Origin of the sequence: Amycolatopsis sp. lyj-109, assembly GCF_046548995.1 — a bacterium.
In the GTDB taxonomy this organism is placed as follows: Bacteria; Actinomycetota; Actinomycetes; order Mycobacteriales; family Pseudonocardiaceae; genus Amycolatopsis.
Genome location: NZ_JAJPWR010000005.1, coordinates 399,743 through 422,606 on the forward strand (window position 1 = coordinate 399,743; position 22,864 = coordinate 422,606).

Sequence of the window (22,864 nt, forward strand, 5' to 3'; positions counted from 1 at the left end):
GTGGTGCGACGGCTGAGTCTCTGGATGCGTGCCCACCCCATGGCGGGCGACTCGGTGCTGGCCGTCCTGCTCGGCCTGTTCGACCTGATGCTGTTCGCCGCCGACGGCCTGGCCGAAATCACCGAGCTGCCGCCTTGGTACATCGCCGTGCCGCTGGACATCGCCATGGTGCTGCCGCTGGCGTTCCGGCGGCGGTCGCCGCTGTGGTCGGCCTACGTCGTGCTGGTGTTCAGCATCGTGCACGCGACGCTGGAGCTGGGCATCGCCAGCATCGCCGGGCTCGCGATGAGCATCTACTCGGTCGTCGTCTACGCCGGGCGGCGGCAGGGTCTGGTGTACGTCGGCGCGGTCGTGGCCGGCTCGGCCCTGATGCTGATGCTGGGTCCGCAGGACGAGCTCGTCATCTCGGCGCTGTTCCTGGCGTTCGGGATCGCCCTGTGCTGGACCCTCGGCGAGTTCGTCGGGGCCCGGCGCGCCTACGACGTGGAAGTGGAGGCCAGGTTGCACCTGCTCGAGACCGAACGGGACCAGGCCACCCGGATCGCGGTGGCCGAGGAGCGCGGGCGGATCGCCCGCGAGCTGCACGACGTCGTCGCGCACGCGGTGAGCGTCATGGTCGTGCAGGCCGACGGCGCTTCGTACGCGCTGGCGAGCAATCCCGAGCTCGCGCAACGGGCTCTGCAAACGATTTCCGAGACCGGCCGGGGCGCGCTCGGCGAGCTGCGGCGCCTGCTGGACGTGCTCCGCAGCGACGACGCGGACGGCGAGCCGCGCGTGCCGCAGCCGGACGCGCACGCCCTCGCCGAGCTGGCCGACCGGATGCGCACCGCCGGCGTCCCGGTGGAGCTGGAGCTCGGCGAACTCGGCGACCTGCCGGCCGGCGTCTCGCTCGGCATCTACCGGATCGTGCAGGAGTCGCTGACCAACACGCTCAAGCACGCCGGCCGCGGCGCGACCGCGTCGGTGCGGGTGCACCGCGCCGGCGACCTGGTCGAGGTGCTGGTGAGCGACGACGGCGCCGGCCACGTCCCGCAGCTGGTCCCCGCCGGGCGGCGCGACTCCCGGCTGCCGGGCGGCAACGGCTTGATCGGCATGCGCGAGCGCGCGCACGTGTACGGCGGAACATTGGACGTGGGCCCGGCTCCGGGCGGAGGGTGGCAGGTCCGCGCGGCTCTGCCGGTTAGGTTGGACAAGTGATCCGGGTGGTGGTCGTCGACGACCAGGAACTGATGCGCGTCGGGTTCCGGATGGTGCTGGGCGCCCAGGAGGACATCGACGTCGTCGGCGAAGCGGGCGACGGTGCGCAGGCCATCGAGCTGGCCGAGCGGCTGCGTCCCGACGTCGTGCTGATGGACGTCCGGATGCCGGTGCTCGACGGCGTCGAGGCGACGAAGCGGATCGTCGCCGCCGGCACCGCGCGCGTGCTGGTGATGACGACGTTCGACCTCGACGAATACGTCTACGCGGCGCTCCAGGGCGGGGCGAGCGGGTTCCTGCTCAAGGACACCCAGCCCAGCCACCTGGTCTCGGCGCTGCGCGCGGTCGCTTCGGGTGACGCGGTGGTGTCGCCGTCGGTTACCCGCCGCCTCCTGGACCGCTTCGTCGGCACCGGCGGCTCGCCGATGCGGGACACGGCCGAGCTGGACGTGCTCACCGACCGCGAGCGCGAGGTGCTGGTGCTGATCGCCAAGGGCATGTCGAACCTGGAGATCGCCGAAGCGCTCTTCCTGTCCGAGGCGACGGTGAAGACGCACGTCGGGCGGATCCTGGCGAAGCTGGAACTGCGGGACCGGGTGCAGGCCGTCGTGCTGGCCTACGAAACCGGTCTCGCGCGCCCTGGTCTGGGCTGAACGGCACTTTCACGCGAAAGCTCCGCTCGGATCGTGGAGACCACGGCCTTCGGCGATCCGTACAGATCAGCCTTGGTGACGATCACGAAGCGCCATCCCAACGCGCGGATGGCGCTCCGACGTTCCTCGTCACGCTGCGGTTGGTCGCCCTCCCGATGCCAGTCACCGTCGTATTCCACCGCGACCTTCCGCTCGGGAAACGCGAGGTCCAGCCGCCCCACGAACGCACCTTGCTCGTCGACGACCGAAACTTGGAGATCCGGTACGAGGCCGGCGACCGACAGCCAGACCCGCAGCTCGGATTCGGGGATGCTCTCCGAGCGAGGATCGGCAAGCCGGAGTGCTCTCTTCGCACGGACGATCCCGTTGTCGCGACGGCCCTTGAGGTAGTCCGCCAGCACCGGGACGTCCACCACCCCGGCCCTGAGCAACACGTCGAGGTATCCGACGACTCTCGCGAGTGATCGATGCAGCTTGGTGTTGGTCAGGATGTCGAGGGCGAGACGCGGTGAAGAGGCCAGCCGGATCTCGCGCCACGGCTCGCTGTCGATCGATCCCCGGCTCGTCCGGCGGATGTGCACACCGTCCCGCAGGGCGAACAGCACACTTTCGGGCAAGATCAACTCGACCGGGTCGTGCGGACCCGCCAACTCCACGCCACGGACGGCTGCGGCCGAGCACCCGGTGAGCACGGCACCCGGTGGCGCGAGCAGCGCGGCGGCCCGGCACCGGAGCACGTGCGTGACCGGAACCGTCGAGGCCACGTAGACGTTGCGCAAGAGCCTGGTGAAGAGCGGTGAGCGCAGGGCGCGTTCGGTCACCGCGCCTTCGGCGATGGCGTGGCTGCCCAGGAACGGCTCGGCGAACTCGAAGTTCACGGAAGTAAACGACACATGCCAAGCGTGACGTACGCCCGGCTGCGGCCGACCGTCCAAGCGCACCTGTCCACACCCGCCCCCAAGTTGTGGACAACCGCCGCTTTCACGTGAAAGCGGCGGTTCGGGGGGTCAGCGGTAGGGGGCGGGTGGGGTGGTTGCCGGGTCCTTGCCCGCGTTGCGGACTTCGGTGAGCCAGCGGCCGAAGTCCGGGCGGTCGCCGTCGACGTCGGTGTAGCCGTACTCCTTCATCAGCGTCCAGGACGCCAGCGTCTGGCCGGCGAAGCGGGCGACGTCGGCGTCCTGCGCCAGGGCCGCGACGCCGCGGGCCAGCAGGTACGGCGTCTCGGAGATCTTGAAGTCGACCGGGGCCAGCTTGCCGATCGCGTCGCGCCAGTTGTCCTCGGTGACCTCGAAGTGGTCGAGCATCGACTCCGAGCGCAGGAATCCCGGCGTCACCGCGAGGCCTACGCAGTCGTCCTTCTTCAACTCCGCGCCGAGCGCCCGGCCGAGGGCGCGGATGCCGCACTTGGCCAGGTAGTAGGGGAGGCCCGCGCCGACGTAGTCGTCGTTGTCGCCGTCGGTCACCTCGAGGACCAGGCCGCGGCGGGCGACCACCAGCGGCAGGAGCTTGTGCAGCGCGATGAGGTGCGTGTCGAGGGCGTTGTGCGTCAGCTTCAGCGCGTCTTCCAGCGGCGTCTCCCAGAAGGGCGCGTCGAAGTGGAAGTACACGTCGCCGCCCCAGACGTCGTCGACCAGGATGTCGATTCCGTCCACTTCGGACTCGATGCGCGCTTTCAAGGCGTCCACATCGGACACCGAGGTGAAGTCGCAGCGGACCACGACGGCCTTGCCGCCCGCCGCCTCCACCAGTTCGCCCGTCTCTTCGATCGTCTCCGGGCGCTTCATCGGCGACACCGTTTCGCGCGTCGTGCGGCCGGTGACGTACACCGTCGCGCCCGCGCGGCCCAGCTCCACCGCGATCGCCCGCCCGCAACCCCGGGTCGCCCCCGTGACCACCGCGACCTTGCCCGCCAAACTCATCTGACCTCCCGTCCCCGCCACGCGGCCAGCACCGCGTCGACGTCCTCCGCCAGCCGGTCGGCCAGCCGCCCGTGCGGCCGGATCGACCAGTCGATCGACACCCCGTTGATCACGCCGAGCACCGCACGGGCCGCCCGCGGCACGCTCGGCGCGTGCGGCAACGCGGACGCCGCCGCCCGCACCAGCCGCCGCAGTTCTTCCTCGACCGCCGTGAAGTGCTCGCCCAGCAGCGACCGCAGCACCGGGTCGCCGATGTCCACACCGAGCTGGCCCAGGTGGTTCGCGGCCTCTTCGGCGTCTCCGAGCGCCGAGTAGACCGACACCGCCGCGGCGCGCAGGCCGCCGACCGGGTCGTCCGCCCGCTCGGCGCACTCTCGCATCTGCTCGACCGCCCGCTGTGTGGCCCGCCGGCTCATCGCCTGCAGCAGGCCGCCCTTCGAACCGAACCGCTGCGCGACCGTGCCGACCGAAACCCCGGCCTCCGCCGCCACCTGCGCCAGCGTGAAACCCGGGCCGCAGCGGCCGATCACGGTCTCCGCCGCGGCCAGCAACCGCTCGTCGGTGATGCTCCTCGGCCGGGCCACGTAATTATTGAACCACAGTTCATTAATTACGTCGAATCAGGGTCGACTCAGGGTCATCACGGATCGCGCATCAGCCGAAGAGCCAGCAAGGTACTACTCAGGTAGGGGGCCCGGTTCGGTCCACAGGGTGACGCGCGAACCGGCTCCGACCCGCGACGATGAACGCGTCGTAAGCGAGGGGCGGAAGAGGAGCAGTCATGATCGAGGCAACCGGCCTCACCAAGCGGTACGGAAAGACACTGGCGGTGAACAACCTGTCGTTCTCCGTGGCCGCGGGTCAGGTCACCGGCTTCCTCGGCCCGAACGGGGCGGGCAAGTCCACCACCATGCGGATGATCCTGGGCCTGGACAACCCGACGGGCGGCCAGGTCACCATCGGGGGCAAGAAGTACCACGACCTCAAGGAGCCGCTGCGCACCGTCGGCGCGCTGCTCGACGCGAAGTGGGTGCACCCGAACCGCTCGGCGCGCGCCCACCTGCTGTGGATGGCGAAGTCCAACCGCATTCCGGCCACCCGCGTCGACGAGGTGCTCGAGACGGTCGGCCTGACCAGCGTCGCGAACAAGCGCGCCGGCGGGTTCTCGCTCGGCATGTCGCAGCGGCTCGGCATCGCGGCCGCCCTGCTCGGCGACCCCGAGGTGCTGCTGTTCGACGAGCCGGTGAACGGCCTCGACCCGGAGGGCATCCTCTGGATCCGGAAGTTCATGCACCGGCTGGCCGAGGAAGGCCGTACCGTTTTCGTCTCCAGCCACCTGCTTTCGGAGATGGCGCTGACCGCGAGCAACCTGGTGGTGATCGGCCGGGGGCAGCTGATTTCGCAGTCGTCCACCGAAGAATTCGTCGCCCGCGCGGCGGAGAACACGGTCAAGGTGCGTTCGCCGCAGCTGGCCGAGCTCCGGGACGCCCTGCAGCGCGCCAGCGCCGGGGTCGCCGAGGAGGCGAACGCGCTCGTGGTGTCCGGGATGGACAGCGACAAGATCGGCGAGATCGCCGCCGCGAACGGGATCGTGCTGCACGAGCTGAGCCCGCAGACCGGCTCGCTCGAGCAGGCCTTCATGCAGATCACCGGCGACTCCGTCGAGTACCACACCGGCCTCGACGCCGAGGCGCAGCACGTGCTCGAGACCGCCAAGTAATCGGGGAAGCCAAGATCATGAACCTGCTCGCCGTAGAACGCATCAAGCTGTTCTCGACCCGCTCGCCGTGGTGGTGCGCGCTCATCACCCTGACCCTGGCCATCGGCTTCGCCGCCATCCTCGCCGGCAACAGTGATGCCGACTCGCCGATCACGATGTCCGCCACCCTGTTCGGCGGCACCCAGTTCGGCATCGCCGTCGTCATGGTGCTCGCCGCGCTCGCGGTGACCACCGAATACCGCTTCAACACCATCCGGACGACCTTCCAGGCCGTGCCGCACCGCTCGCCGGCGCTGATCGCCAAGGCGATCGTCCTCGCCGCGGTGGCGCTGGTGCTCGGCGAGCTCGCCGCGTTCGGCGCGCTCGGCCTCGGCATGCTGATGCGGCCGAACGACGGCCTCGGCCTGCACACTTCGCAGGACTGGATGAACGTGGCCGGGCTCGGGCCGGTGTTCGCCATCAGCGCCGTGCTCGCGGTGGCGCTCGGCATCCTGATCCGGCACAGCGCCGGGGCGATCGCCCTGCTGCTCATCTACTACTTGGCCGTCGAGGAACTGGTGCAGCTGATCCCGAAGATCGGGCACACCATCCACGAGTGGCTGCCGTTCAACGTAGCGAACAAGTTCCTGCGCGGCTCGGCGATGGTCGACGGCCCGGCACCGTCGGACTCGCCGCTGAGCCCCGGCTGGGCGCTGGCGTACTTCGCCGGCATCGCCATCGTGGTCCTGCTCATCGCGCTCGGGGTCGCGAAGAAGCGGGACGCATAGGGGGTAACAGGGGAAAAAGGGGAAAACACCGAATCCGGGTCGCGCTGTCGGGGGGCGACCCGGATTCGGTGTTTCGCAGTAGGCTCACCTCGACGGACGGGGGAGCCCATGATCGAAGCGACGGCACTGACCAAGCGGTACGGCGCCACCACCGCGGTCAACGAACTGACGTTCACCGCGCGGTCTGGGCGCGTCACCGGCTTCCTCGGCCCGAACGGCGCCGGCAAGTCCACGACGATGCGGCTGATCCTCGGCCTCGACAGCCCGGACGCGGGCCGGGTACTCGTCGACGGCGTCCCGTACCGGGAGCTGAAAGATCCTTTGCGGACGGTCGGCGCGATGCTGGACGCCACCTGGCGCCACCCCGGCCGCAGCGGGCGCGACCACCTGCGCTGGCTGGCCGCGACCAACGGCATCCCGGACAAGCGCGTCGAAGAGGTGCTGGCCCTGGTCGGGCTGACCAGCGTCGGCAAGACCCGCGTCCTGCAGTACTCGCTCGGCATGCAGCAGCGGCTCGGGATCGCCGCCGCCCTGCTCGGCGACCCGCGGGTGCTGCTGTTCGACGAGCCGGTGAACGGCCTCGACCCCGAGGGCATGGCGTGGATCCGGCAGCTGCTGCACGTGCTGGCCGGCGAGGGCCGGACCGTGTTCGTCTCCAGCCACCTGCTGCCCGAGATGGCGCAGACCGCGCAGGACCTGGTGGTGATCGGCCGCGGCCGGCTGATCTACCAGGGCACCATGGACGACTTCATCGCTCAGACGAGTGACCACGGCGTGCGTGTCCGCACCCCGCACGCGGACCGGCTGCGCACGGCACTGACCGGGCAGGCCGAGTTCACCGAAACCGGCGACGCCTTCTTCGTGTCCGGATTGGACAGTGACCGGATCGGGCAGCTCGCCTTCGACGCCGGCGCGACGCTGCACGAGCTGAGCCCGACCACCGGCTCGCTCGAGCAGGCCTATCTCGACCTCACCCGCGACGCCGTCGAGTTCGCGCTGCCGTCCCCGGAGGCCTCCCGATGATCACCAACCTCCTCCGCGCCGAGCGCATCAAGCTCTTCAGCACCCGGGCGCCGTGGTGGTGCCTGGCCATCGCGGTCGTCGCGCCGCTCGGCTTCACCGCGCTGTTCTTCGCGCTGGCCGGCACCGAAATCCCGCCGACCGTCGGCAACACCCAGCTCGCGAGCGGCAACGGCCGGACCGTGCTGCTCGTCCTCGCGGTGCTCGCGACCGCGTCGGAGTTCAACTGGGGCACCATGCGGCTGACGTTCCAGGCGGTGCCGAGCCGGGTGCCCGCGCTGGTGGCCAAGGTCGGGGTCGTCGGTGCGCTGGGCGCCGTGCTGGGGCTGGTCGTCGGCTTCGGTTCCTGGGCACTGGCGTCCTTGGTGCAGCCGGACGCCGACCTCGCGCTGCACTCGGCCGAAGCCTGGCGCTCGGTGCTCGGCCAGAGCCTGGTCTTCCTGTTCACCGCGGTCGCCGGGGTCGGCGTCGCGCTGCTGCTGCGCAGCGTCGCCTTCGGGCTGACCGTGGTCCTCGTGTGGACGCAGGTGCTGGAAGGCGTGCTGGCCGTGATCCCGGGCTTCGGCAAGCACGTCTACCAGTGGATGCCGTTCCACGCCGCCGACGAGTTCGTGGGGGCGGCGAGCTTCGCCAGCGGCCCGCTGCAGCTGCCGTCCGCGCCGCTCGGCCCGTGGGGCTACCTCGGTTACTTCGCGGCGATCACCGTTGCCCTGTTCGTGGCCGGCGTACTCGTCACGGCACGACGCGACGCCTGAGCGTGACCGCGGTGTCGATACCGTACAAATCCTTGTTAACAAAAGATGAAACAACTGTGGCTTCTCTCACAGGCACCGGACATACTGCTACGACCAGGCAAGATTCATAAGGGAACGCGCCGGACCCGTCTGAACTCCCCCTGGAGGTGATCCTTGACGGTGGACACCGGACAAGAATTGGGCAGCACGATTCCGCGAGCCCGCGTCGAAGGCGACGCTCCCCGGCTTGAACCCATGCTGGACCTCGAATGGTCGCGGGCGATCGAACTCCCGCAGGCCGTCATGACGGCGGCGACACCGGCCGAACTCCGCCGGGCGTGGGTGCACCGCGCGCCCGAAGACAACGTCCTGGCCCTGTACCGCGCTTCGTCCGGGATGGCGGGGCCGATCCCCGCGCCGTGGTGGCTGCGCGCGATGGCGGACGGCAAGCTCGATACGCGGGAACAGGGTTTCCGCGTCGAGGACCGGATCGCACAACTGCTGGGCCCGCGCCCGGGGTGGGAATTCGTCCCGTGGGCCGCGGACGGCGAATCCGGCTACTGGGAGTTCATGCCGTCCGAACGCGGGAAATCGGGCCACGCGATTCCCACGACGGTGGTGAACACCGACCGGCACCCTGGTTGGATCGACGTCCTGCCCGCGCACACCGGGCGCACGCCGGATCCGATCCCGGTGGCGGGATTGGCCGGGCTGCGGTCTCGTCTCGGGGTATTCGAAGCAGTTCGTTAACCTCGGCGGGTGGAAAACCAAGACCAACCGCGGCTGCGCAGCGTTGTCAGCTACGTCAAGCGCGGCGGCCGGATGACCGTCGGGCAGCAGCGAGCGTGGAACGAACTGTGGCCTGACCTTGGCCGCACGGTCGGCGAGCTGCCCGAAGGGCCGCTCGACTTCACCGCGTGGTTCGGCCGCGAGGCGCCGGTCATGCTGGAGATCGGCTCCGGCATGGGCGAGACGACGTCGCAGCTGGCGGCCGCGGCGCCGGAGCTGAACTACGTCGCGGCCGAGGTCTACGACCCGGGCCTCGGCCAGCTGATGCTGCGCGCCGAGAAGCTCGGCGTCGAGAACCTGCGGCTGCTGCACGGCGACGCCGTCGTACTGCTGACCGAGCACGTCGAGCCCGGCACGCTGCACGGCGTGCGGCTGTTCTTCCCCGACCCGTGGCCGAAGAAGAAGCACCACAAGCGGCGGATCGTGTCGCCGTCGTTCGCCGCGCTCGTCGCGTCGCGGCTCGCGCCCGGCGGCACCTTCCACCTGGCGACCGACTGGGAGAACTACGCCGAGCAGATGCTCGAGGTCTGCTCCGCGGAGCCCGCGCTGCGCAACCGGTACGCCGACGAGCCGGGCGGCTGGGCGCCGCGGCCGGAGTGGCGGCCGGTGACGAAGTTCGAGCAGCGCGCGGACGTCGAAGGCCGCGTCTCGCACGACCTCATCTTCGAGAAGCAATAGGGGCACTTTCACGTGAAAGTGCCCCTCCCTGGTGGGTGCTTTCACGTGAAAGTGCCGGGGTTCGCCCCTCCCCCGACAGAGGGGCGAACGCCTTATTCCTCGGCCAGCGGCTCGGCCTGGACCCGCTTGAGGGCCGGTGTGCAGACCGACGCGCCGAGCAGGGCCACCCCGACCCCGAGCACGACCGGCGCCAGGAGCCACGGGCTGAGCACGATGCCCCGCGCGTCGACCATGCTGTAGAGCCCAACGCCGACCAGTACCCCGACGATTCCCGCACCGATGGTGGCGACCAGTGCCGGCAGCGCGGCTTCCATCCGCAACGCCCTGGCCAGCACCCGCACCGGGGTGCCCGCGGCCATCAGCGCCCCGAACGTGCGGCGGCGGTCCATCACCGAGCCCGCGGTCGCGACCGCGGCGCTGCAGCCGGCCAGGATCCCCGCCGCGATCAGCCCGATCACGGTGACCCGGCGCAGGTCGCCGAGCTCGGTCTGCTGGTTGAACAGGTACTGGTCCCGGCTGCCGATCTCCTCGCCGGCGGCCGGGCCGGCCAGCGCCGTCCGGACGATCTCGCGGTTCGCGTCGGTGGCCGGCGCGACCACGGTGACGTACTTCGGCGTGAAGCCGTCCGGCAGTGCAGCTGGGTCGATGACGAACGAGCCGCTCAGATCGGCATCCGGGTACTTGACGTTTTCCACCCGCGTCCCCGACTTCGCGGCTGTGGCCGGACCTTCCCAGTCGGCCGCGATCTTGTACTGCGCCAGGTCGAGTGCCGAGTCCCCGAAGACGGCCGGACCGCCCGTGCAGTTCTCGGCGGTGAGCCCGAAGCGGGTCAGCTTCACGGCGTCGGCGCAGGTCAGCACCAGCGCCCGGTGACCGTACCGATTGGGAGCCGTGCCCCGCACCAGGTTGACCTCGGCGACCGCGACCGCCTTTTCGGACTGCCCGTACTTCTGGAGGGAGGCGTTGGCCTGCTCGACGATCCGGTCCGCGTGCTGGGCATCGGTGTCGACGTAGAGCACGGAGTCGGAGAACGACCGCCCGCCGCCGGCCATCGACTCGAACGTCGGCAGCAGCGTCAGGGCCATCGACCCGGCGAACACCGCCAGCACGATCCCGGCGGACGCGCGGTAGGCGCCCTTCGGGTCGTCACGCAGGCGGCGGCCGGCGAGCAGCGCGGACGGGCGTCGCCAGATCCGGACGAACGTGCCGCCGACCGCCGACGTCACCCACGGTCCGACGATCGCGGCCGAGCCGACCAGGAAGAACAGGCCCGCCATGACCAGCCCGATGCCACCGGTCTCCTTCGCCGTCGTCACGGCGATGAGGAAGAACGCCCCGGCCGCGGGCAGCGCCAGCAGCCGCCACCAGTGCAGCGGCTTCTTCGTGTGGCCACCGGTCGCGAACAACGGGTTCTTGAGGACGCGGCGCAGGCCGAGGACACCGGCCAGGACCACGAGCACCGGGATGGCCACGGCGATGGACACCGTCAGGCCGATCGGCAGCGCGAAGTCGGACGCCAGCCAGGTGCCGCCGGCCCACGGGACGAACGCCGCGAGGCCGTGCAGCGCCGGGCTGATCAGCACCCCGAGCACCGCGCCGATGCCCGCGGACAACGTCGTCTCGGCGGCCACCATGTTCGTGACCTGCCCCGGCGTCGCCCCGGCCAGCCGGATCGCGGCGAGCCGCCGTTCCCGCCGGGCCGCGGTCAGCCGGGCCGACGACGCCACCAGCACCAGGCTCGGCACCAGCAGCACGATGATCCCGACCCAGGACAGCAGCATGAGCAGGGCGTCCGGGCTCGCTTTCCCGCTCGGGAAACCCGGTATGTGCGAGACGTTCTCCGGCATCGCGTCCGGCGTGTGCCCGGTCAGCGCGACGAGCTGCTCCGGGAACCGGAGGCCGTCTTCGCCGAACGCGCCGACGGGCTTGCCGAAGCGGTCGCCGAGCTGCCCGGCCGGGTTCGCCTGCAGGAGCCGGCCGAGCGCGGGCGACACGATGGTCTCGCCCGGACCGGGCAGCTGCGGCACGCCCGGCGGCAGCTGGATCTCGGCCGCGCTCGCCCCCGGGGCCAGCGCGACGTCGACCCGGACGATCTGCTTGCCGTCGAAGTAGTCCCGCGACTGGTTGAAGAGCATCTTGACCGGGCCGTCGGAGACGCGGCTGTAGAACTGCTCGCCCTGCCAGAGGGCGCGTTGTTCGCGGTTCTGCGTGGCGAACGGCAGCGTCGCCAGCAACAGCACCAGCCCGGTCGCGACGGCCACCCCGATCGCGGTGAGGATGGCCGACGTCCGGGTCCGCCGATCCACCCGCAGCACCCGCAGGGCGATCTGCAGCGAGTTCATGCGGCGAGCCTCGTCGCGATCAGGCCGTCGCGGATGGAGACGGTCTTCGGCATCGACTCGGCCAGTTCGCGGTCGTGGGTCACCACGATCACCGCGGCCCCGGTCTCGTGGGCGGCGCCGAGGAGCGCGTCCATCGTCTCGCGGCCGGTGCGCGTGTCGAGCGCACCGGTCGGCTCGTCGGCGAAGATCACCTTCGGCCGGTGGGTCAGGGCCCGCGCGATCGCGACGCGCTGGGCCTCGCCGCCGGACAGCTCGCCGGGACGGCGCTTCTCCTTGCCGGCCAGGCCGAGGCGGGACAGCCACTGGCGGCCGGCGTCGATGGCTTCCCTGCGCCCGAGCCCGGCCAGCAGCGACGGCAGCGCGACGTTCTCTTCGGCCGACAGCTCGGCCACCAGCATCCCCGACTGGAAGACGAACCCGAATTCGGTGCGGCGTAGCTCGCTGCGCTTCTTCTCACCGAGGTGGTCGACCCGCTGCCCGCCAAGGAAGATCTGGCCGTCGTCGGCCCGGAGGATGCCGGCCAGGACGTGCAGCAGCGACGTCTTGCCCGAGCCGGACGGCCCGACGATGGCGACGGCGTCCCGCGGCTGGATGTCGATGTCGATGCCGGCCAAGGCGTACTGGGTGCCGTAGCGCTTCACCAGTCCGCGGCCGGACAGCACCGCGCCGTTCGTCGTATGTGGAGTGTTCGGGTCCACGAGGTTCTCCCTGCGGTTCGGATGTCCCAGTCGGTTGGGATCTTGATGCCGATGAGCTTCGCCGAGAGCTGGGGGAATCCACTTCGGGCAGACGGCCAGTCACGTCCCGGCCGGCCTCGGCCGATCGGCCGAGGGAGCGCGGGCCAGTCGGCCAAGGTGCGGGTGCCGGGGAATCACGTAACTTCACGTTGTGCCCGCCGCGTCGCCACCGAAAACGCTCTACACCCGCACGACCGCCCTGGTGCGGCGCATTGGCGTGCCCTCCGCCGTCCTCTTCGCCGCGCTCCTGTTCGACGTCGTCTACACGACGCAGGCGGCGCTCGACGACCTGGGCCCGCGCCTCGTCGACTTCGGCCTGCTGCCCGCCATCTTCGCGATGGCGGCCTGCGGGCTCTGGGCCCAGAAGCGCGCCGCCGTCGCCGGGGTGGCCGGTGCCGGGGTGCTGGTGTTGTCCACCCTCTTCATCCACACGTTGCGCATCCCGCCGTACTCCAGCGTGCTGCCGAAGGTGACCATCACCGAGGTCGTGGCCGGGGTGCTGATGGTCTACTACGTGGCCCGCCGGGCGCGGGCGGGCGTGGCGTTCTGCGTGATCAGCTTCTTGGTCGTCGCCGGCCTGGTCGCCGTCTTCGGGCGGTACGCGGGTGTCGCCGACATCACCAGTGGCACGGGCACCCAGGCGCTGCTGTTCGGCCTGCTGCTGCTCGTCGCCCCGCTGGTGCCCGCCATCGCGGCTCGCGACCGCGGCCCGCGCTCCGAGCCCCGGACCCGGCTGCTTCGCCGGATCAACGAGCTGGCGATGGGGCAGTGGCCGCTGATGGGGCTGCTCGCCTTCGCGCTGCTCTTCGAGTTCGGCTACACGTATTCGAACACGGCCCGCGGTTTCCCGATCCTGTTCTGCTCGATCCTCGCGGCCGTGATCGCGGTGCTCTCCCCGCGGCGGCCCGCGGACGCGCTCCTCGGTCTCGCCGGCATCATGCTGCTGTCCGCGGTCATCACGCCGTTCCTGCAGCTGCGGTCCTACGACTACCCGGTGCCGGGTGGCATCCCGGCCACGCAGATCATCGCCGGTATGGGCGTGGTGGTGAACCTGACCCGGGCCCGTGGGCTGAGCCAGTCCTGGGCGCGGGTCGCCGTGCTTTCGAGCGTCGTCGCGCTCGGGGCGATCCTCAACTCGGACGCGCGCCGGGGCCTGCAGACCGATCCGCAGGTCCTGTCGGTCCTCGCCTTCGCCGCGACGCTGATGCTGGGCATCTCGATCGCCTTCGGCCTGATGCTGCGGTCACGGGACGCCGAGCGCACGACGGCCGTCCAGTCCGCGGTGAGCGACGCGCAGACCGCCGAGCGGATGGCGCTGGCCCGCGAACTGCACGACATCGTCGCCCACCACGTGACCGGGATCGTCGTGCAGGCGCAGGCCGCGCGGCTGATGGCCGAGCGGAACCCGCAGATCGCGGTGGACGCGATGGGCCGGATCGAGAACGCCGGCGTCGAGGCGCTCGCGGCGATGCGGCGGCTGGTCCGGTCGATGCGCGGCGACGCACCGGCCGGGTCGAGCGAGTTCAGTGAACAGGCGACCACTGACCTCGGCGCCGACCTGCGGAAACTGGTCGAAAGCGCCAACCACGGCGTGCCGACGTCGATGCACCTCGACCTGCCGCCGGACCTGCCGCACGAGGTCGGCCGCTCGGCGCTGCGGCTGGTGCAGGAGTCGCTGACCAACGTCGGCAAGCACGCCGCCGACGCGACCGAAGCGTTCGTCATCGCCGAAGTGGGTGGCCACGAGCTGCACCTGCGGGTGACCGACAACGGGCGCGCGACGGTGCACCGGCCGGCCGGTGGATCGGGCGGCTACGGTCTGGTCGGCATGCGCGAACGCGTCGCGCTGCTCAAGGGCCGGCTGTCGGCCGGGCGGGGCCCGGACGGTGGCTGGCGTGTCGAAGCTTGGCTGCCACTGGCCGCCGGGGAAGGGGACGAGTGATCCGGGTACTGATCGCCGACGACCAGGAAATGGTGCGGATGGGCTTCCGCATGATCTTGGAGTCGCACGACGACATCGAGGTCGTCGCCGACGTCGCGGACGGTGTCTCGGCGGTCTCGAAGGCCCGCGAGCTGCGCCCGGACGTCTGCCTGCTCGACATCCGCATGCCCGGCCTCGACGGCCTGGAGGTCACCCGCCAGCTGGCCGGGCCGGACGTGGCCGACCCGCTGAAGGTGGTCGTCGTCACGACGTTCGACCTCGACGAGTACGTCCACACGGCGCTGCGCAACGGCGCGTCCGGATTCCTGCTGAAGGACGCGGGCCCGGCCCTGCTGATCGAGGCGGTCCGCGCGGCCGACCGCGGTGACGCGCTGGTTTCGCCGCAGATCACCGTCCGGCTGCTCAAGCACTTCAACGGCGGCGCGGTGAAGCCGCAGGCCGCGTCGCCGTCCGAGCCGCTGACCCCGCGGGAACTGGACGTCCTGCAGGCGGTCGCGCGCGGGCTGACGAACACCGAGATCGGCGCGGAGCTGTTCATGTCGCTGTCGACGGTGAAGACGCACCTGGCGTCGGTGCAGAGCAAGATCGGCGCGCGGAACCGGGTGGAGAGCGCGGCGTGGGCGTGGCGGAGCGGAGTCGTTTCGTAATTGCGGGTGCGTAGTATCCAGAGATGCAACGCCGTTTCCACGCCCCTGTCGTTCTCCCCGCCGACCCGTCCTGTTCGCTGCTTCGTGACGCGGTCGTCGATGTCGACGCCGATGGGCGCATTTCGTACTGCGGACCGGCGGCCACCGCCCCCGAATCCGCCGCACCGGTCACCACCCTGACCGGCATCCTGCTGCCCGGCCTGGTCAACACGCACGCGCACAGCCCGATGACGCTGCTGCGCGGTATGGGCGGCGACCTGCCGCTGCTGCCGTGGCTCAACGAGATCATCTGGCCGGCCGAGGCGAAGCTGCGCGCCGACGACGTCCGCACCGGCATGCTGCTCGGCTCGGTCGAGATGCTCCGCCACGGCGTCACCACCAGCGCCGAGATGTACTTCGAAGGCGAGCAGCTGGTCGACGCGGTTCTCACGACGGGTGGCCGCGTGTTGGTCGCGCCGCCGGTGATGGAGCTGCCCGGCCTGGACTGGCGGGCGCAGCTCGCCGGCATCGAGCGCTGGATCGACACCGACGGCCTCCGGTTCGGCCACGGCGACCGCATCGAGCTCGGCTACGGCCCGCACTCGGCGTACATGCTGTCCGCGGAGGGCCTGCGGGCGACGGCGGAATCCGCGGCCGCGCGGGGTGCGCTGATCCAGATCCACGTCGCCGAGGCGGCGGCGGAGGACACCGCGGTCCGTGCTTCGCACGGTTCGGTGCCGGCGCTGCTCCGGGAGCTCGGCATGCTGGACGGGCGCGTGCTGGCGGCGCACTCGATCCACCTGTCCGACGAGGACATCGCGCTCTACGCGGCCCACGGCGTCGGGATGGCGCACTGCCCGGGCTCGAACGCGAAGCTCGCTTCGGGGATCGCGCGGATCGCCGACCTGCGGGCCGCGGGCGTCGCGGTCGGCCTCGGCACCGACGGCCCGGCATCCAACGACGACCTCGACCTGTGGGAAGAACTGCAGCTCGCGGCCATGTTCGCCCGGCTGGCCACCGGCGACTCGACGGTCCTCACAGCGGCCGATGTGTTCCTGCTGGCGACTCGCGGCGGGGCGGCGGCACTGGGCCGCTCCGACATCGGGGCGATCGAGGCCGGCCGCTGGGCGGACCTGGTGCACATCGACCTGGACGACCCCGCGTTCGCGTGCGGCCTCGAGGTGCCGGACGTGCAGCTGCTGTCGAACCTCGTCTGGGCGGCGGGGTCGCGGCGGGTCCGGGACGTGTGGGTCGCGGGCGAGCAGGTCGTGGCCGACGGCGAGTCGACGAAGGTGGACCGGGCGAAGGTGCAGGCCGGGGTGGCCGAGACCGCCGCCCGGCTGCGCGCCTAGCACGGCCGAAGGGGCACTTTCACGTGAAAGTGCCCTCTTTGAGGTCAGCGGGGGCGGAGGATGACCTCCGTCGGGTGGGCGTCCGGGGTGGCGGACACCGCCGTCACCACCGCGGTGGCCACCGAGTCGGCCTTCAGCAGGTGCGACGTGTCGTACTCGCGGCCTTCGCCGGCGAAGATCTCCTGCTGCATCTCCGTGTCCGTGCGGCCCGGGTAGACCGACGTCACGCGGATGTCGCGCTCCTCCTCGCGGAGGGCGTCGGCGAAGGCGCGGACCGCGAACTTGCTCGCCGCGTACGGGGACCAGCCCGGGCGGGCGTTCCGGCCCGCTCCCGAGTTGATCACCACGACGTGGCCGCGGGCCGCGCGCAGAGCCGGGAGCAGCAGGCGGGTCAGCTCGACCACCGCCAGGGTGTTGACCTCGAAGTTGGCCCGCCACGCGTCGGCGGAAGCGTCTTCGATGCGGCCCAGGCGCGCGACGCCCGCCGAGTGGACCAGGACGTCCAGGGACGAGACGTCCGCGACCGCCGACGCCAGGGACGCCGGGTCCGTCAGCTCGACCGGCCACGGCTTCGCGCCCGGGAGCTCCTTCGCCAGTGCGGCCAGTGCGCCGGCGTCGCGGCCGCCGAGGAGCAGGCGGTGCGTCGGGGCCAGCTGGTGCGCGACCGCCGCACCGATTCCGCGGGACGCGCCGGTCACCAGGGCGAGGGGAAGATCCGTCATGACCTCACCGTAGCGGCGAACCCGGCGTCCACCGTGCGGTCTTCGCGCTTGCCGGCGCCGAGGGTGCGCGGGTCCGCGCAGCCGGACGCCGGGTCCACGTCCGAGTCGCGGGTGTCGTCGCCCGCGTCCTTGGCCGTCGGGTGGTGGCCGTCCGCGGTGAAGCACACCTGGTACGTGCCGTCCTCCAGGCCGTCGAAGCCGTACGAGCCGTCGGCGGCGGTGACCACGCTCGCCACTTCCTTGCCGCTCGCGTCCTTCAGCACCACCTTGACGCCGGCCAGGCCCGGTTCGCCCGCGTCCTGCAGGCCGTTGCCGTCCGGGTCGGCCCAGGCGAAGTCGCCGATCCGGTCGGTCGGGGACAGCAGCCCGAGGTCCACCGCGAAGTCCTCGTGGGACGGCCCGCCCACGGTGCGCGGCGCGGTGCAGCCGTCCGGGTCGGCGTCCGAATCGCGATCTTCGCTGCCGGCGTCCCGGCGGGTCACGGTGAAGTCCGCCGGAACGGCGAAGCAGACCTGGTACGTACCGTCCTTCAGCTTCTCGAAGCCGTACTTGCCCTTGTCGTCGGTGGTCGCGGTGGCGACCGCGCCGCCCGCGCCGTCCTTCAGCGTCACCTTGACGCCCGCGACGCCGGGTTCGTCCGGGTCCTGCAGGCCGTCGCGGTTGCGGTCCGCCCAGACGAAGTCGCCGATCTTCGCGATGGCCGGCGGGGGGAGGACGGTGATCGTCGCCGACGCCGTCTTGTCGCCGAGCGTGCCGCCCGGGTAGTGCACGCCGGTCACCTTCGCCGTGTTGACGTGCCCGCTGTCGGCCACCGTGAGGTCCGGGTGGTCGCAGGTCAGCTGCCGGTTCGCGCCCGCGGCCAGCGCGAACGGCTCGAACGGGCCGGCGCACCACGGATCCTGCACCGTGATCCCGGTGAGGTCCTGGGTGCCTTCGTTGGTCACCGTGACGCGGTAGTGCGCGGTTTCGCCCGCGGTGACCGTCGCGAACGACGCCCACGCGCCGGTCGCCGGGTTCTGCACTTCCTTCTTCACCGAGTACGCCGCGAGCTGGAGGTCGACGCAGTCCCAGTGCAGCCGGTCGAGGGTGGACGTGGCGAAGAACTTCACCGCCGTCGCCTTCGCCGGCGCCGTCGCCGCCGGGAAGTCCTGCTCGACGAGGGTGCCGTCGCCCTCGTAGTGATCGGCGACGAGCTTGGTCTCCTGGATCTGCGTGCCGGTGGCGTCGTAGAACCGCAGGCCGGTGGCCGGTTCGTACCTCGGAGCGCGCGAAGCGGTCCAGACGCTGAGGGCGTAGACGCCGCCGGGGACGAACCGCTCGGTCTGGTAGGCGGTGCTGGTCTTGCCGTCCGGCGTCTGGAGGAACGCCGCCCGCTGCCCGTCGACGGCGTACTCCTGCGCGGTCAGCAGTTTCGGCACCTTCGCGGCCGGTGTTCCGGGCGGGACCGGGGCGGCCGGGGCGAAGACGTACCCGTCCGGGGCGCCGTTGCGCGCCACGAGCTCGACGCTCGGGTTCGCCGCGAGTCCACCGCAGACCGGCGGCGCGTCCTCGGCGATGGACGCGGACGCGGGCACGACCGCCGCCGCGATCGCCACGACCGCCACTGCCACCGCGCGCCCGGAGAAGATCACCTCTCGACTATGGCGCGCGGCGCGGGCCCGCACCGGCCGAGAACCGTCCACTTAAGAGTGAACCTCGGCCGGCGCGGGCCCACACCCGCGTCAGCGCTCGCCGATGCGGCCGGGCAGCCCGAAGCGGCCCTTCTTCCACACCGAGACGATGGCCGGCCGCGGCTGGGCGGTGCCGCCGTCCGGCCAGTGCGAGGTCGGGTTCGCCGAGCTCGTCGCGTTCTCACCCGGGTGCTGGACCGCGACGAGCACCAGGTTGTCGGTGACGACCGGGCCGCACGTCTCGGCGCCGACCGGCACCGACAGGAACTGCTTGACGTGCCCGCGCTCCGGCCCGGTGACCGGCACCGAGAACAGGCCGTCGTTCGCACCGAGGGCGTTGCCATCGGTGGCGACCCACAGGTTTCCGTGCCGGTCGAACGCGACGTTGTCCGGGCAGGAGATCGGGCTGACCTGGTCCTTCGGGAAGCCGCCGAAGTAGGTGTCCGCCGCCTTGGGGTCACCGCAGACCAGCAGCAGCCGCCAGGAGAACCGGGTCGAGGCCGCGTCGCCGCAGTTCTCTTCCCACTCCAGGACGTGCCCGTTCTTGTTGGCCACCCGCGGGTTGATCTCGTCGACGCCGGCCTTGCCCGCCGCGCCGCGGTCGCTGTTGTTGGTCAGCGCCGCGTAGATCCGGCCGTTGACCGGGTTCGGCTCGATGTCCTCCGGCCGGTCCATCTTCGTGGCGGCGACCTTGTCGGCGGCCTGGCGCGTGAAGACGTAGACCTCTTCGGCGGTGAAGCCGTCCACAAAGGACTTGTCGCCGCTCACCAGCGGGATCCACTCGCCGGTGCCGTCGAACTCGCCGTCGGCGGGCAGGGTGCCCTTGCCGTCGATTTCCGCGGCCGGGCTGTCGCCGGTGAAGCGGCCGACGTAGAGCGTGCCCTCGTCGAGCAGCGCCGAGTTGTGCCGGCGCGCGTGCGCGCTGTGGCCCGGCTTGTACTTGCCCTTCGAGACGAACTTGTAGATGTACTCGAAGCGGCTGTCGTCCCCGGAGTAGACGGCGACCCGGCCGTCGGCGGTGATCTTGATGTTCGCGGCCTCGTGCTTGAACCGGCCGAGCGCGGTGTGCTTGATCGGCGTCGAGTTCGGGTCGTTCGGGTCGATCTCGACGACCCAGCCGAACCGGTTCGGCTCGTTCGGCTCCTGCGCGACGTCCCAGCGCTTGTCGAACCGCTCCCACTTGCGGGTGCTCGTGCCGGCGCCGACGGAGTAGCGCTTGAGCCGCGCCGCCGCGACCGGGTCGGTGACCTTGTCGGAGTTGGCGAAGTACTGGTCGAAGTTCTCCTCGCCGGAGAGCACCGTGCCCCACGGCGTCACGCCGCCGGAGCAGTTGTTCTGCGTGCCGCGGACCTTGCGCCCGCTCGGGTCGGCCGAGGTCTTGAGGAACTTCGAGCCGGCGGCCGGGCCGCGGACCTCGAAGATCGTGTCGAGGGTGATCCGGCGGCCGTACCGGCTCGGGACGACTTCGAGCCCGCCGTGGATCGGGTCGCGGCGGGCCTGCAGCACCGAGAGGCCATGCGCCGCCCAGGCGATCTTCGCCTGCTCCTCGGTCGGGTTGGCCGGGTCGTACTGGTCGGCCGGGAACATGTGGACCTCGGTCGTGTACTCGTGGTTGACCACGAGCAGGTTCGACAGGCCCAGCGGGTCCTGCGGGATCAGGCCGACGAAGTCGTTGTTGTAGCCGAACTGCTTGGCCTGCGCGGCCGCGGTCTGCTTGGTGAAGTCGAACTTCGGCGCGCCCGCGACGACCGGGTCGCCCCAGCGGACGACGACGCGTTGGTCGTAGCCGTCGGGGACGCTGACCGCGTCGAGCTTGTTCGGCGGGACCGGCGTGAAGTCGGTGCCGGGCACCGGACGCGGCTTCGGACCGCCGTGGCCGTTCACCGAGACGTCGGCCGGCGCGGCGGCCGCGGTACCCGTGGACAGCGCGGCGAACCCGCCCGCGGCGGCGGCCATCACGGCGCCCGCCTTGAAGACGCGGCGGCGGGAGATGTCCTTGACGACGTCGCCGAAGTACTCGTTGTCGGTTTCGTTCGCCTCCGGGTGGGCGCACGCGTTGCCGCAGCGGTACTCGCAGGTGATCGGGGAGCGGCCGCCCGGGTGAGCGGGGAACAGCGGGAGCAGGCGGTCGGGCACAGCGCCTCCATGGTGGAAGTTCGGGAACGAAGTGACCGTATGTGCCGAAAACCAGCCGATCCAGACATCCGGATGAACAACGGGTGTATTGCTCGCAATGCGCGCGAGCCGACACCCCCGAACGGCCGACGGCCCCCGGACGCTTGGTCCAGGGGCCGTCGCTCAGCGTGAAATCAGAATTCTTCGCCGACGAGCACCGCTTCCTTCGGCACGGTGTGCGGATCCGGCGTCTTCTCCCGCAGCGAGAGCAGCGCGCCCGCGACGACGCACAGCACGGCGGAGGCGACGAAGGGCGCCTGCGGCGAGCCGAACCACTCGGCGACGTGCCCGACGAGCGTCGCGGCGACCGCGCCACCCAGCCAGCGGCAGAAGTTGTAGCCCGCGCTGGCGACCGGGCGCGGTGCGTCGCTGATCGACATCGCGGTGCCGGTGAACAGCGTGTTCAACAGGCCGGACACCAGCCCGGAGACGACGATCCCGGCGACGAGCACCGGCTTGCTCGGCACAGCGAGGACCAGCATCAGCACGGCGTACCCGAAGACGGCGGCCGCGGCGGCGTGCCGCTCGCCGAGCTTGGCGGCCAGCCGCGGCGCCAAGGCGACCCCGGCGACGGCGACGCACAGGCCCCAGCCGCAGAAGATCAGCCCGACGGCGATGGCGCTCCAGCCGAGGACGAACGGCGACCAGGCCAGCACCGCGAAGAACGCGGCGGTGTACAGCGCCGAGGCGACGGAGGTGCGCAGCAGACCGGGGTGCTTCAGCGCGCGCAGCGGGTCGAGCAGCTTGATCGGTTCGCGTCGCTCGTGCTTGTCGCTCTTGAGGAAGACCGCGCACAGCACGAGCGCGCCGGCCATCAGGATCGCGGTGCCGAGGAACGGGCCGCGCCACGAGATGCTGCCGAGCAGCGCACCCAGCAGCGGGCCGATCGACAGGCCGACGCCGAGAGCGGCCTCGTAGAGCAGGATCGCGCCGGACTGGCCGCCGGTCGCGGCGCCGACGATCACCGAAAGCGCCGTCGCGATGAAGAACGCGTTGCCCAGGCCCCAGACCGCGCGCAGCCCGACGAGCTGCTCGATCGACCCGGCGGCGGCACAGAGGGCGGTGGCCGCGACGATCAGCGTCAGCCCGACCAGCACGGTGCGCTTGGCCCCGAACCGGGCGCTCGCCGCGCCGGTGACCAGCATCGCGACGACCTGGACGCCGAGGTAGGACGAGAAGAGCAGGGTGACCTGGGACGGCGTCGCGTCCAGGCCCTTGGCGATGGACAGCAGGATCGGGTCGACCAGGCCGATCCCCATGAAGGCGATGACCGCGGCGAACGCGGTGATCCACACCTGCTTCGGCTGACCCTTGACCGCGTCCAGCAGGCTCGAGTGGTGTTCAGCGCTCATCGCTGATCAGTTCCTCCTTCTTGGTGTCGACGAGCAATTTGACGAGGGCGGGCAGGGCGGCTTCGATCGCGGCGCGGTCGGCTTCGTCCATGGCGATGAGCCGCTCGCGGAGGAACTCCTCCCGAGCCGTCACCAGTTCGGCGTAAAAACGCAGGCCCTCGTCGGTGACTTCGACCAGCACCGCACGGCCGTCGGCGGGGTCCGGGCGGCGGGTCGCGAGCCCGAGCCGTTCGAGCCGGCCGACGACATCGGTCATCGACGGCAGCTTGACCCGTTCGAACTCGGCCAGCGCGGACATCCGCCGCGGACCGCCGTTGACCAGCTCACTCAGCACCGACCCCTGGGTGAGGGTCAGCGTCAGCTGCGGGGTCTGCCGGCGGACCTGGTGGTAGAGCCGGAAGACCAGCGGCCGCAGCCGGTGGGCGAGATCGGTGATCGCGGAAGTCACTTAGCTAGGCTAACAAAAATT

Annotated in this window: 21 protein-coding genes; 11 read left to right on the plus strand and 10 right to left on the minus strand. The window is 71.1% G+C overall.

Annotation, left to right across the window (positions count from 1 at the left end; translation table 11 throughout):
* Window positions 1-39: 39 nt before the first annotated feature.
* Entirely contained in the window at window positions 40-1,197 is a 1,158-nt protein-coding gene (locus ACLJQF_RS14050; protein ID WP_410609033.1) for a sensor histidine kinase, read from the plus strand.
* Window positions 1,194-1,850 (plus strand): response regulator, encoded by a 657-nt coding sequence (locus ACLJQF_RS14055; protein WP_410608861.1) that lies wholly within the window; start codon window positions 1,194-1,196, stop codon window positions 1,848-1,850. The genes ACLJQF_RS14050 and ACLJQF_RS14055 overlap by 4 nt, the downstream gene beginning before the upstream one ends.
* On the opposite strand, the gene ACLJQF_RS14060 is transcribed toward ACLJQF_RS14055, so the two are convergent.
* The 3 genes from ACLJQF_RS14060 to ACLJQF_RS14070 all read right to left on the minus strand — a co-directional run bounded on the left by ACLJQF_RS14060 (window position 1,814) and on the right by ACLJQF_RS14070 (window position 4,353).
* On the minus strand, window positions 1,814-2,785 hold the full coding sequence (locus ACLJQF_RS14060; protein ID WP_410608862.1) for an endonuclease domain-containing protein: 972 nt from the start codon (window positions 2,783-2,785) through the stop codon (window positions 1,814-1,816). The genes ACLJQF_RS14055 and ACLJQF_RS14060 overlap by 37 nt on opposite strands.
* A gap of 72 nt (window positions 2,786-2,857) precedes the next feature.
* Window positions 2,858-3,769: an SDR family NAD(P)-dependent oxidoreductase gene (locus ACLJQF_RS14065; RefSeq protein ID WP_410608864.1), complete on the minus strand. Its 912-nt coding sequence runs from the start codon at window positions 3,767-3,769 to the stop codon at window positions 2,858-2,860.
* Complete coding sequence (locus ACLJQF_RS14070; RefSeq protein ID WP_410608866.1) at window positions 3,766-4,353, minus strand: TetR/AcrR family transcriptional regulator; 588 nt, start codon at window positions 4,351-4,353, stop codon at window positions 3,766-3,768. The genes ACLJQF_RS14065 and ACLJQF_RS14070 overlap by 4 nt, the downstream gene beginning before the upstream one ends.
* Window positions 4,354-4,550: 197 nt before the next feature.
* On the opposite strand from ACLJQF_RS14070, the gene ACLJQF_RS14075 reads away from it, so the two are divergent.
* The 6 genes from ACLJQF_RS14075 to trmB all read left to right on the plus strand — a co-directional run bounded on the left by ACLJQF_RS14075 (window position 4,551) and on the right by trmB (window position 9,477).
* Entirely contained in the window at window positions 4,551-5,489 is a 939-nt protein-coding gene (locus ACLJQF_RS14075) for an ABC transporter ATP-binding protein (protein WP_410608868.1), read from the plus strand.
* Window positions 5,490-5,506: 17 nt separating this feature from the next.
* On the plus strand, window positions 5,507-6,256 hold the full coding sequence (locus ACLJQF_RS14080) for an ABC transporter permease (RefSeq protein WP_410608870.1): 750 nt from the start codon (window positions 5,507-5,509) through the stop codon (window positions 6,254-6,256).
* Window positions 6,257-6,364: 108 nt separating this feature from the next.
* The gene (locus tag ACLJQF_RS14085; RefSeq protein ID WP_410608872.1) at window positions 6,365-7,279 is read left to right on the plus strand and encodes an ATP-binding cassette domain-containing protein; all 915 of its coding nucleotides are present in this window, start codon (window positions 6,365-6,367) and stop codon (window positions 7,277-7,279) included.
* On the plus strand, window positions 7,276-8,031 hold the full coding sequence (locus ACLJQF_RS14090) for a hypothetical protein (RefSeq protein ID WP_410608874.1): 756 nt from the start codon (window positions 7,276-7,278) through the stop codon (window positions 8,029-8,031). Before ACLJQF_RS14085 ends, ACLJQF_RS14090 begins: the two co-directional genes overlap by 4 nt.
* A 177-nt stretch (window positions 8,032-8,208) precedes the next feature.
* Window positions 8,209-8,760 carry a hypothetical protein gene (locus ACLJQF_RS14095; protein WP_410609035.1) on the plus strand — a complete coding sequence of 184 codons (552 nt, stop codon included), beginning with the start codon at window positions 8,209-8,211 and terminating at the stop codon, window positions 8,758-8,760.
* A 9-nt stretch (window positions 8,761-8,769) separates the two neighbouring features.
* Window positions 8,770-9,477: a tRNA (guanosine(46)-N7)-methyltransferase TrmB gene (gene trmB, locus ACLJQF_RS14100; RefSeq protein WP_410608876.1), complete on the plus strand. Its 708-nt coding sequence runs from the start codon at window positions 8,770-8,772 to the stop codon at window positions 9,475-9,477.
* 92 nt (window positions 9,478-9,569) lie between these two features.
* Here the strand turns inward: trmB and ACLJQF_RS14105 are convergent, their stop codons facing one another.
* Both ACLJQF_RS14105 and ACLJQF_RS14110 read right to left on the minus strand, forming a co-directional pair.
* On the minus strand, window positions 9,570-11,819 hold the full coding sequence (locus ACLJQF_RS14105; RefSeq protein ID WP_410608878.1) for an FtsX-like permease family protein: 2,250 nt from the start codon (window positions 11,817-11,819) through the stop codon (window positions 9,570-9,572).
* Complete coding sequence (locus tag ACLJQF_RS14110) at window positions 11,816-12,517, minus strand: ABC transporter ATP-binding protein (RefSeq protein WP_410608880.1); 702 nt, start codon at window positions 12,515-12,517, stop codon at window positions 11,816-11,818. The genes ACLJQF_RS14105 and ACLJQF_RS14110 overlap by 4 nt, the downstream gene beginning before the upstream one ends.
* Window positions 12,518-12,707: 190 nt before the next feature.
* Between ACLJQF_RS14110 and ACLJQF_RS14115 the strand changes: the two genes are divergently transcribed.
* From ACLJQF_RS14115 to ACLJQF_RS14125, 3 genes are read left to right on the plus strand one after another with little or no spacing between them, the layout of a single operon-like run.
* On the plus strand, window positions 12,708-14,498 hold the full coding sequence (locus tag ACLJQF_RS14115; RefSeq protein WP_410608882.1) for a sensor histidine kinase: 1,791 nt from the start codon (window positions 12,708-12,710) through the stop codon (window positions 14,496-14,498).
* Complete coding sequence (locus ACLJQF_RS14120; protein WP_410608884.1) at window positions 14,495-15,145, plus strand: response regulator; 651 nt, start codon at window positions 14,495-14,497, stop codon at window positions 15,143-15,145. The genes ACLJQF_RS14115 and ACLJQF_RS14120 overlap by 4 nt, the downstream gene beginning before the upstream one ends.
* A gap of 23 nt (window positions 15,146-15,168) precedes the next feature.
* Window positions 15,169-16,476, plus strand: coding sequence for an amidohydrolase family protein (locus ACLJQF_RS14125; protein ID WP_410608885.1), 1,308 nt, complete (start codon window positions 15,169-15,171; stop codon window positions 16,474-16,476).
* Between the two features lie 44 nt (window positions 16,477-16,520).
* On the opposite strand, the gene ACLJQF_RS14130 is transcribed toward ACLJQF_RS14125, so the two are convergent.
* The 5 genes from ACLJQF_RS14130 to ACLJQF_RS14150 form a co-directional block, all read right to left on the minus strand.
* A complete protein-coding gene (locus tag ACLJQF_RS14130) occupies window positions 16,521-17,198 on the minus strand; it encodes an SDR family oxidoreductase (RefSeq protein ID WP_410608887.1) in 678 nt (225 codons plus the stop codon).
* Entirely contained in the window at window positions 17,195-18,829 is a 1,635-nt protein-coding gene (locus ACLJQF_RS14135; RefSeq protein WP_410608888.1) for an SdrD B-like domain-containing protein, read from the minus strand. Before ACLJQF_RS14135 ends, ACLJQF_RS14130 begins: the two co-directional genes overlap by 4 nt.
* Before the next feature lie 90 nt (window positions 18,830-18,919).
* Complete coding sequence (locus ACLJQF_RS14140) at window positions 18,920-21,004, minus strand: PhoX family protein (RefSeq protein WP_410608889.1); 2,085 nt, start codon at window positions 21,002-21,004, stop codon at window positions 18,920-18,922.
* A 173-nt stretch (window positions 21,005-21,177) separates the two neighbouring features.
* The gene (locus ACLJQF_RS14145; RefSeq protein ID WP_410608891.1) at window positions 21,178-22,395 is read right to left on the minus strand and encodes an MFS transporter; all 1,218 of its coding nucleotides are present in this window, start codon (window positions 22,393-22,395) and stop codon (window positions 21,178-21,180) included.
* On the minus strand, window positions 22,385-22,843 hold the full coding sequence (locus tag ACLJQF_RS14150; RefSeq protein ID WP_410608892.1) for a MarR family winged helix-turn-helix transcriptional regulator: 459 nt from the start codon (window positions 22,841-22,843) through the stop codon (window positions 22,385-22,387). Before ACLJQF_RS14150 ends, ACLJQF_RS14145 begins: the two co-directional genes overlap by 11 nt.
* Between the last annotated feature and the right edge of the window lie 21 nt (window positions 22,844-22,864).

Coding starts and splice junctions, on each gene's coding strand:
- ACLJQF_RS14050 (WP_410609033.1), top strand. CDS start 40: ATGGCGGGCGACTCGGTGCTGGCCGTCCTGCTCGGCCTGTTCGACCTG.
- ACLJQF_RS14065 (WP_410608864.1), bottom strand. CDS start 3,769: ATGAGTTTGGCGGGCAAGGTCGCGGTGGTCACGGGGGCGACCCGGGGT.
- ACLJQF_RS14075 (WP_410608868.1), top strand. CDS start 4,551: ATGATCGAGGCAACCGGCCTCACCAAGCGGTACGGAAAGACACTGGCG.
- ACLJQF_RS14080 (WP_410608870.1), top strand. CDS start 5,507: ATGAACCTGCTCGCCGTAGAACGCATCAAGCTGTTCTCGACCCGCTCG.
- ACLJQF_RS14085 (WP_410608872.1), top strand. CDS start 6,365: ATGATCGAAGCGACGGCACTGACCAAGCGGTACGGCGCCACCACCGCG.
- ACLJQF_RS14090 (WP_410608874.1), top strand. CDS start 7,276: ATGATCACCAACCTCCTCCGCGCCGAGCGCATCAAGCTCTTCAGCACC.
- ACLJQF_RS14105 (WP_410608878.1), bottom strand. CDS start 11,819: ATGAACTCGCTGCAGATCGCCCTGCGGGTGCTGCGGGTGGATCGGCGG.
- ACLJQF_RS14125 (WP_410608885.1), top strand. CDS start 15,169: ATGCAACGCCGTTTCCACGCCCCTGTCGTTCTCCCCGCCGACCCGTCC.
- ACLJQF_RS14130 (WP_410608887.1), bottom strand. CDS start 17,198: ATGACGGATCTTCCCCTCGCCCTGGTGACCGGCGCGTCCCGCGGAATC.
- ACLJQF_RS14145 (WP_410608891.1), bottom strand. CDS start 22,395: ATGAGCGCTGAACACCACTCGAGCCTGCTGGACGCGGTCAAGGGTCAG.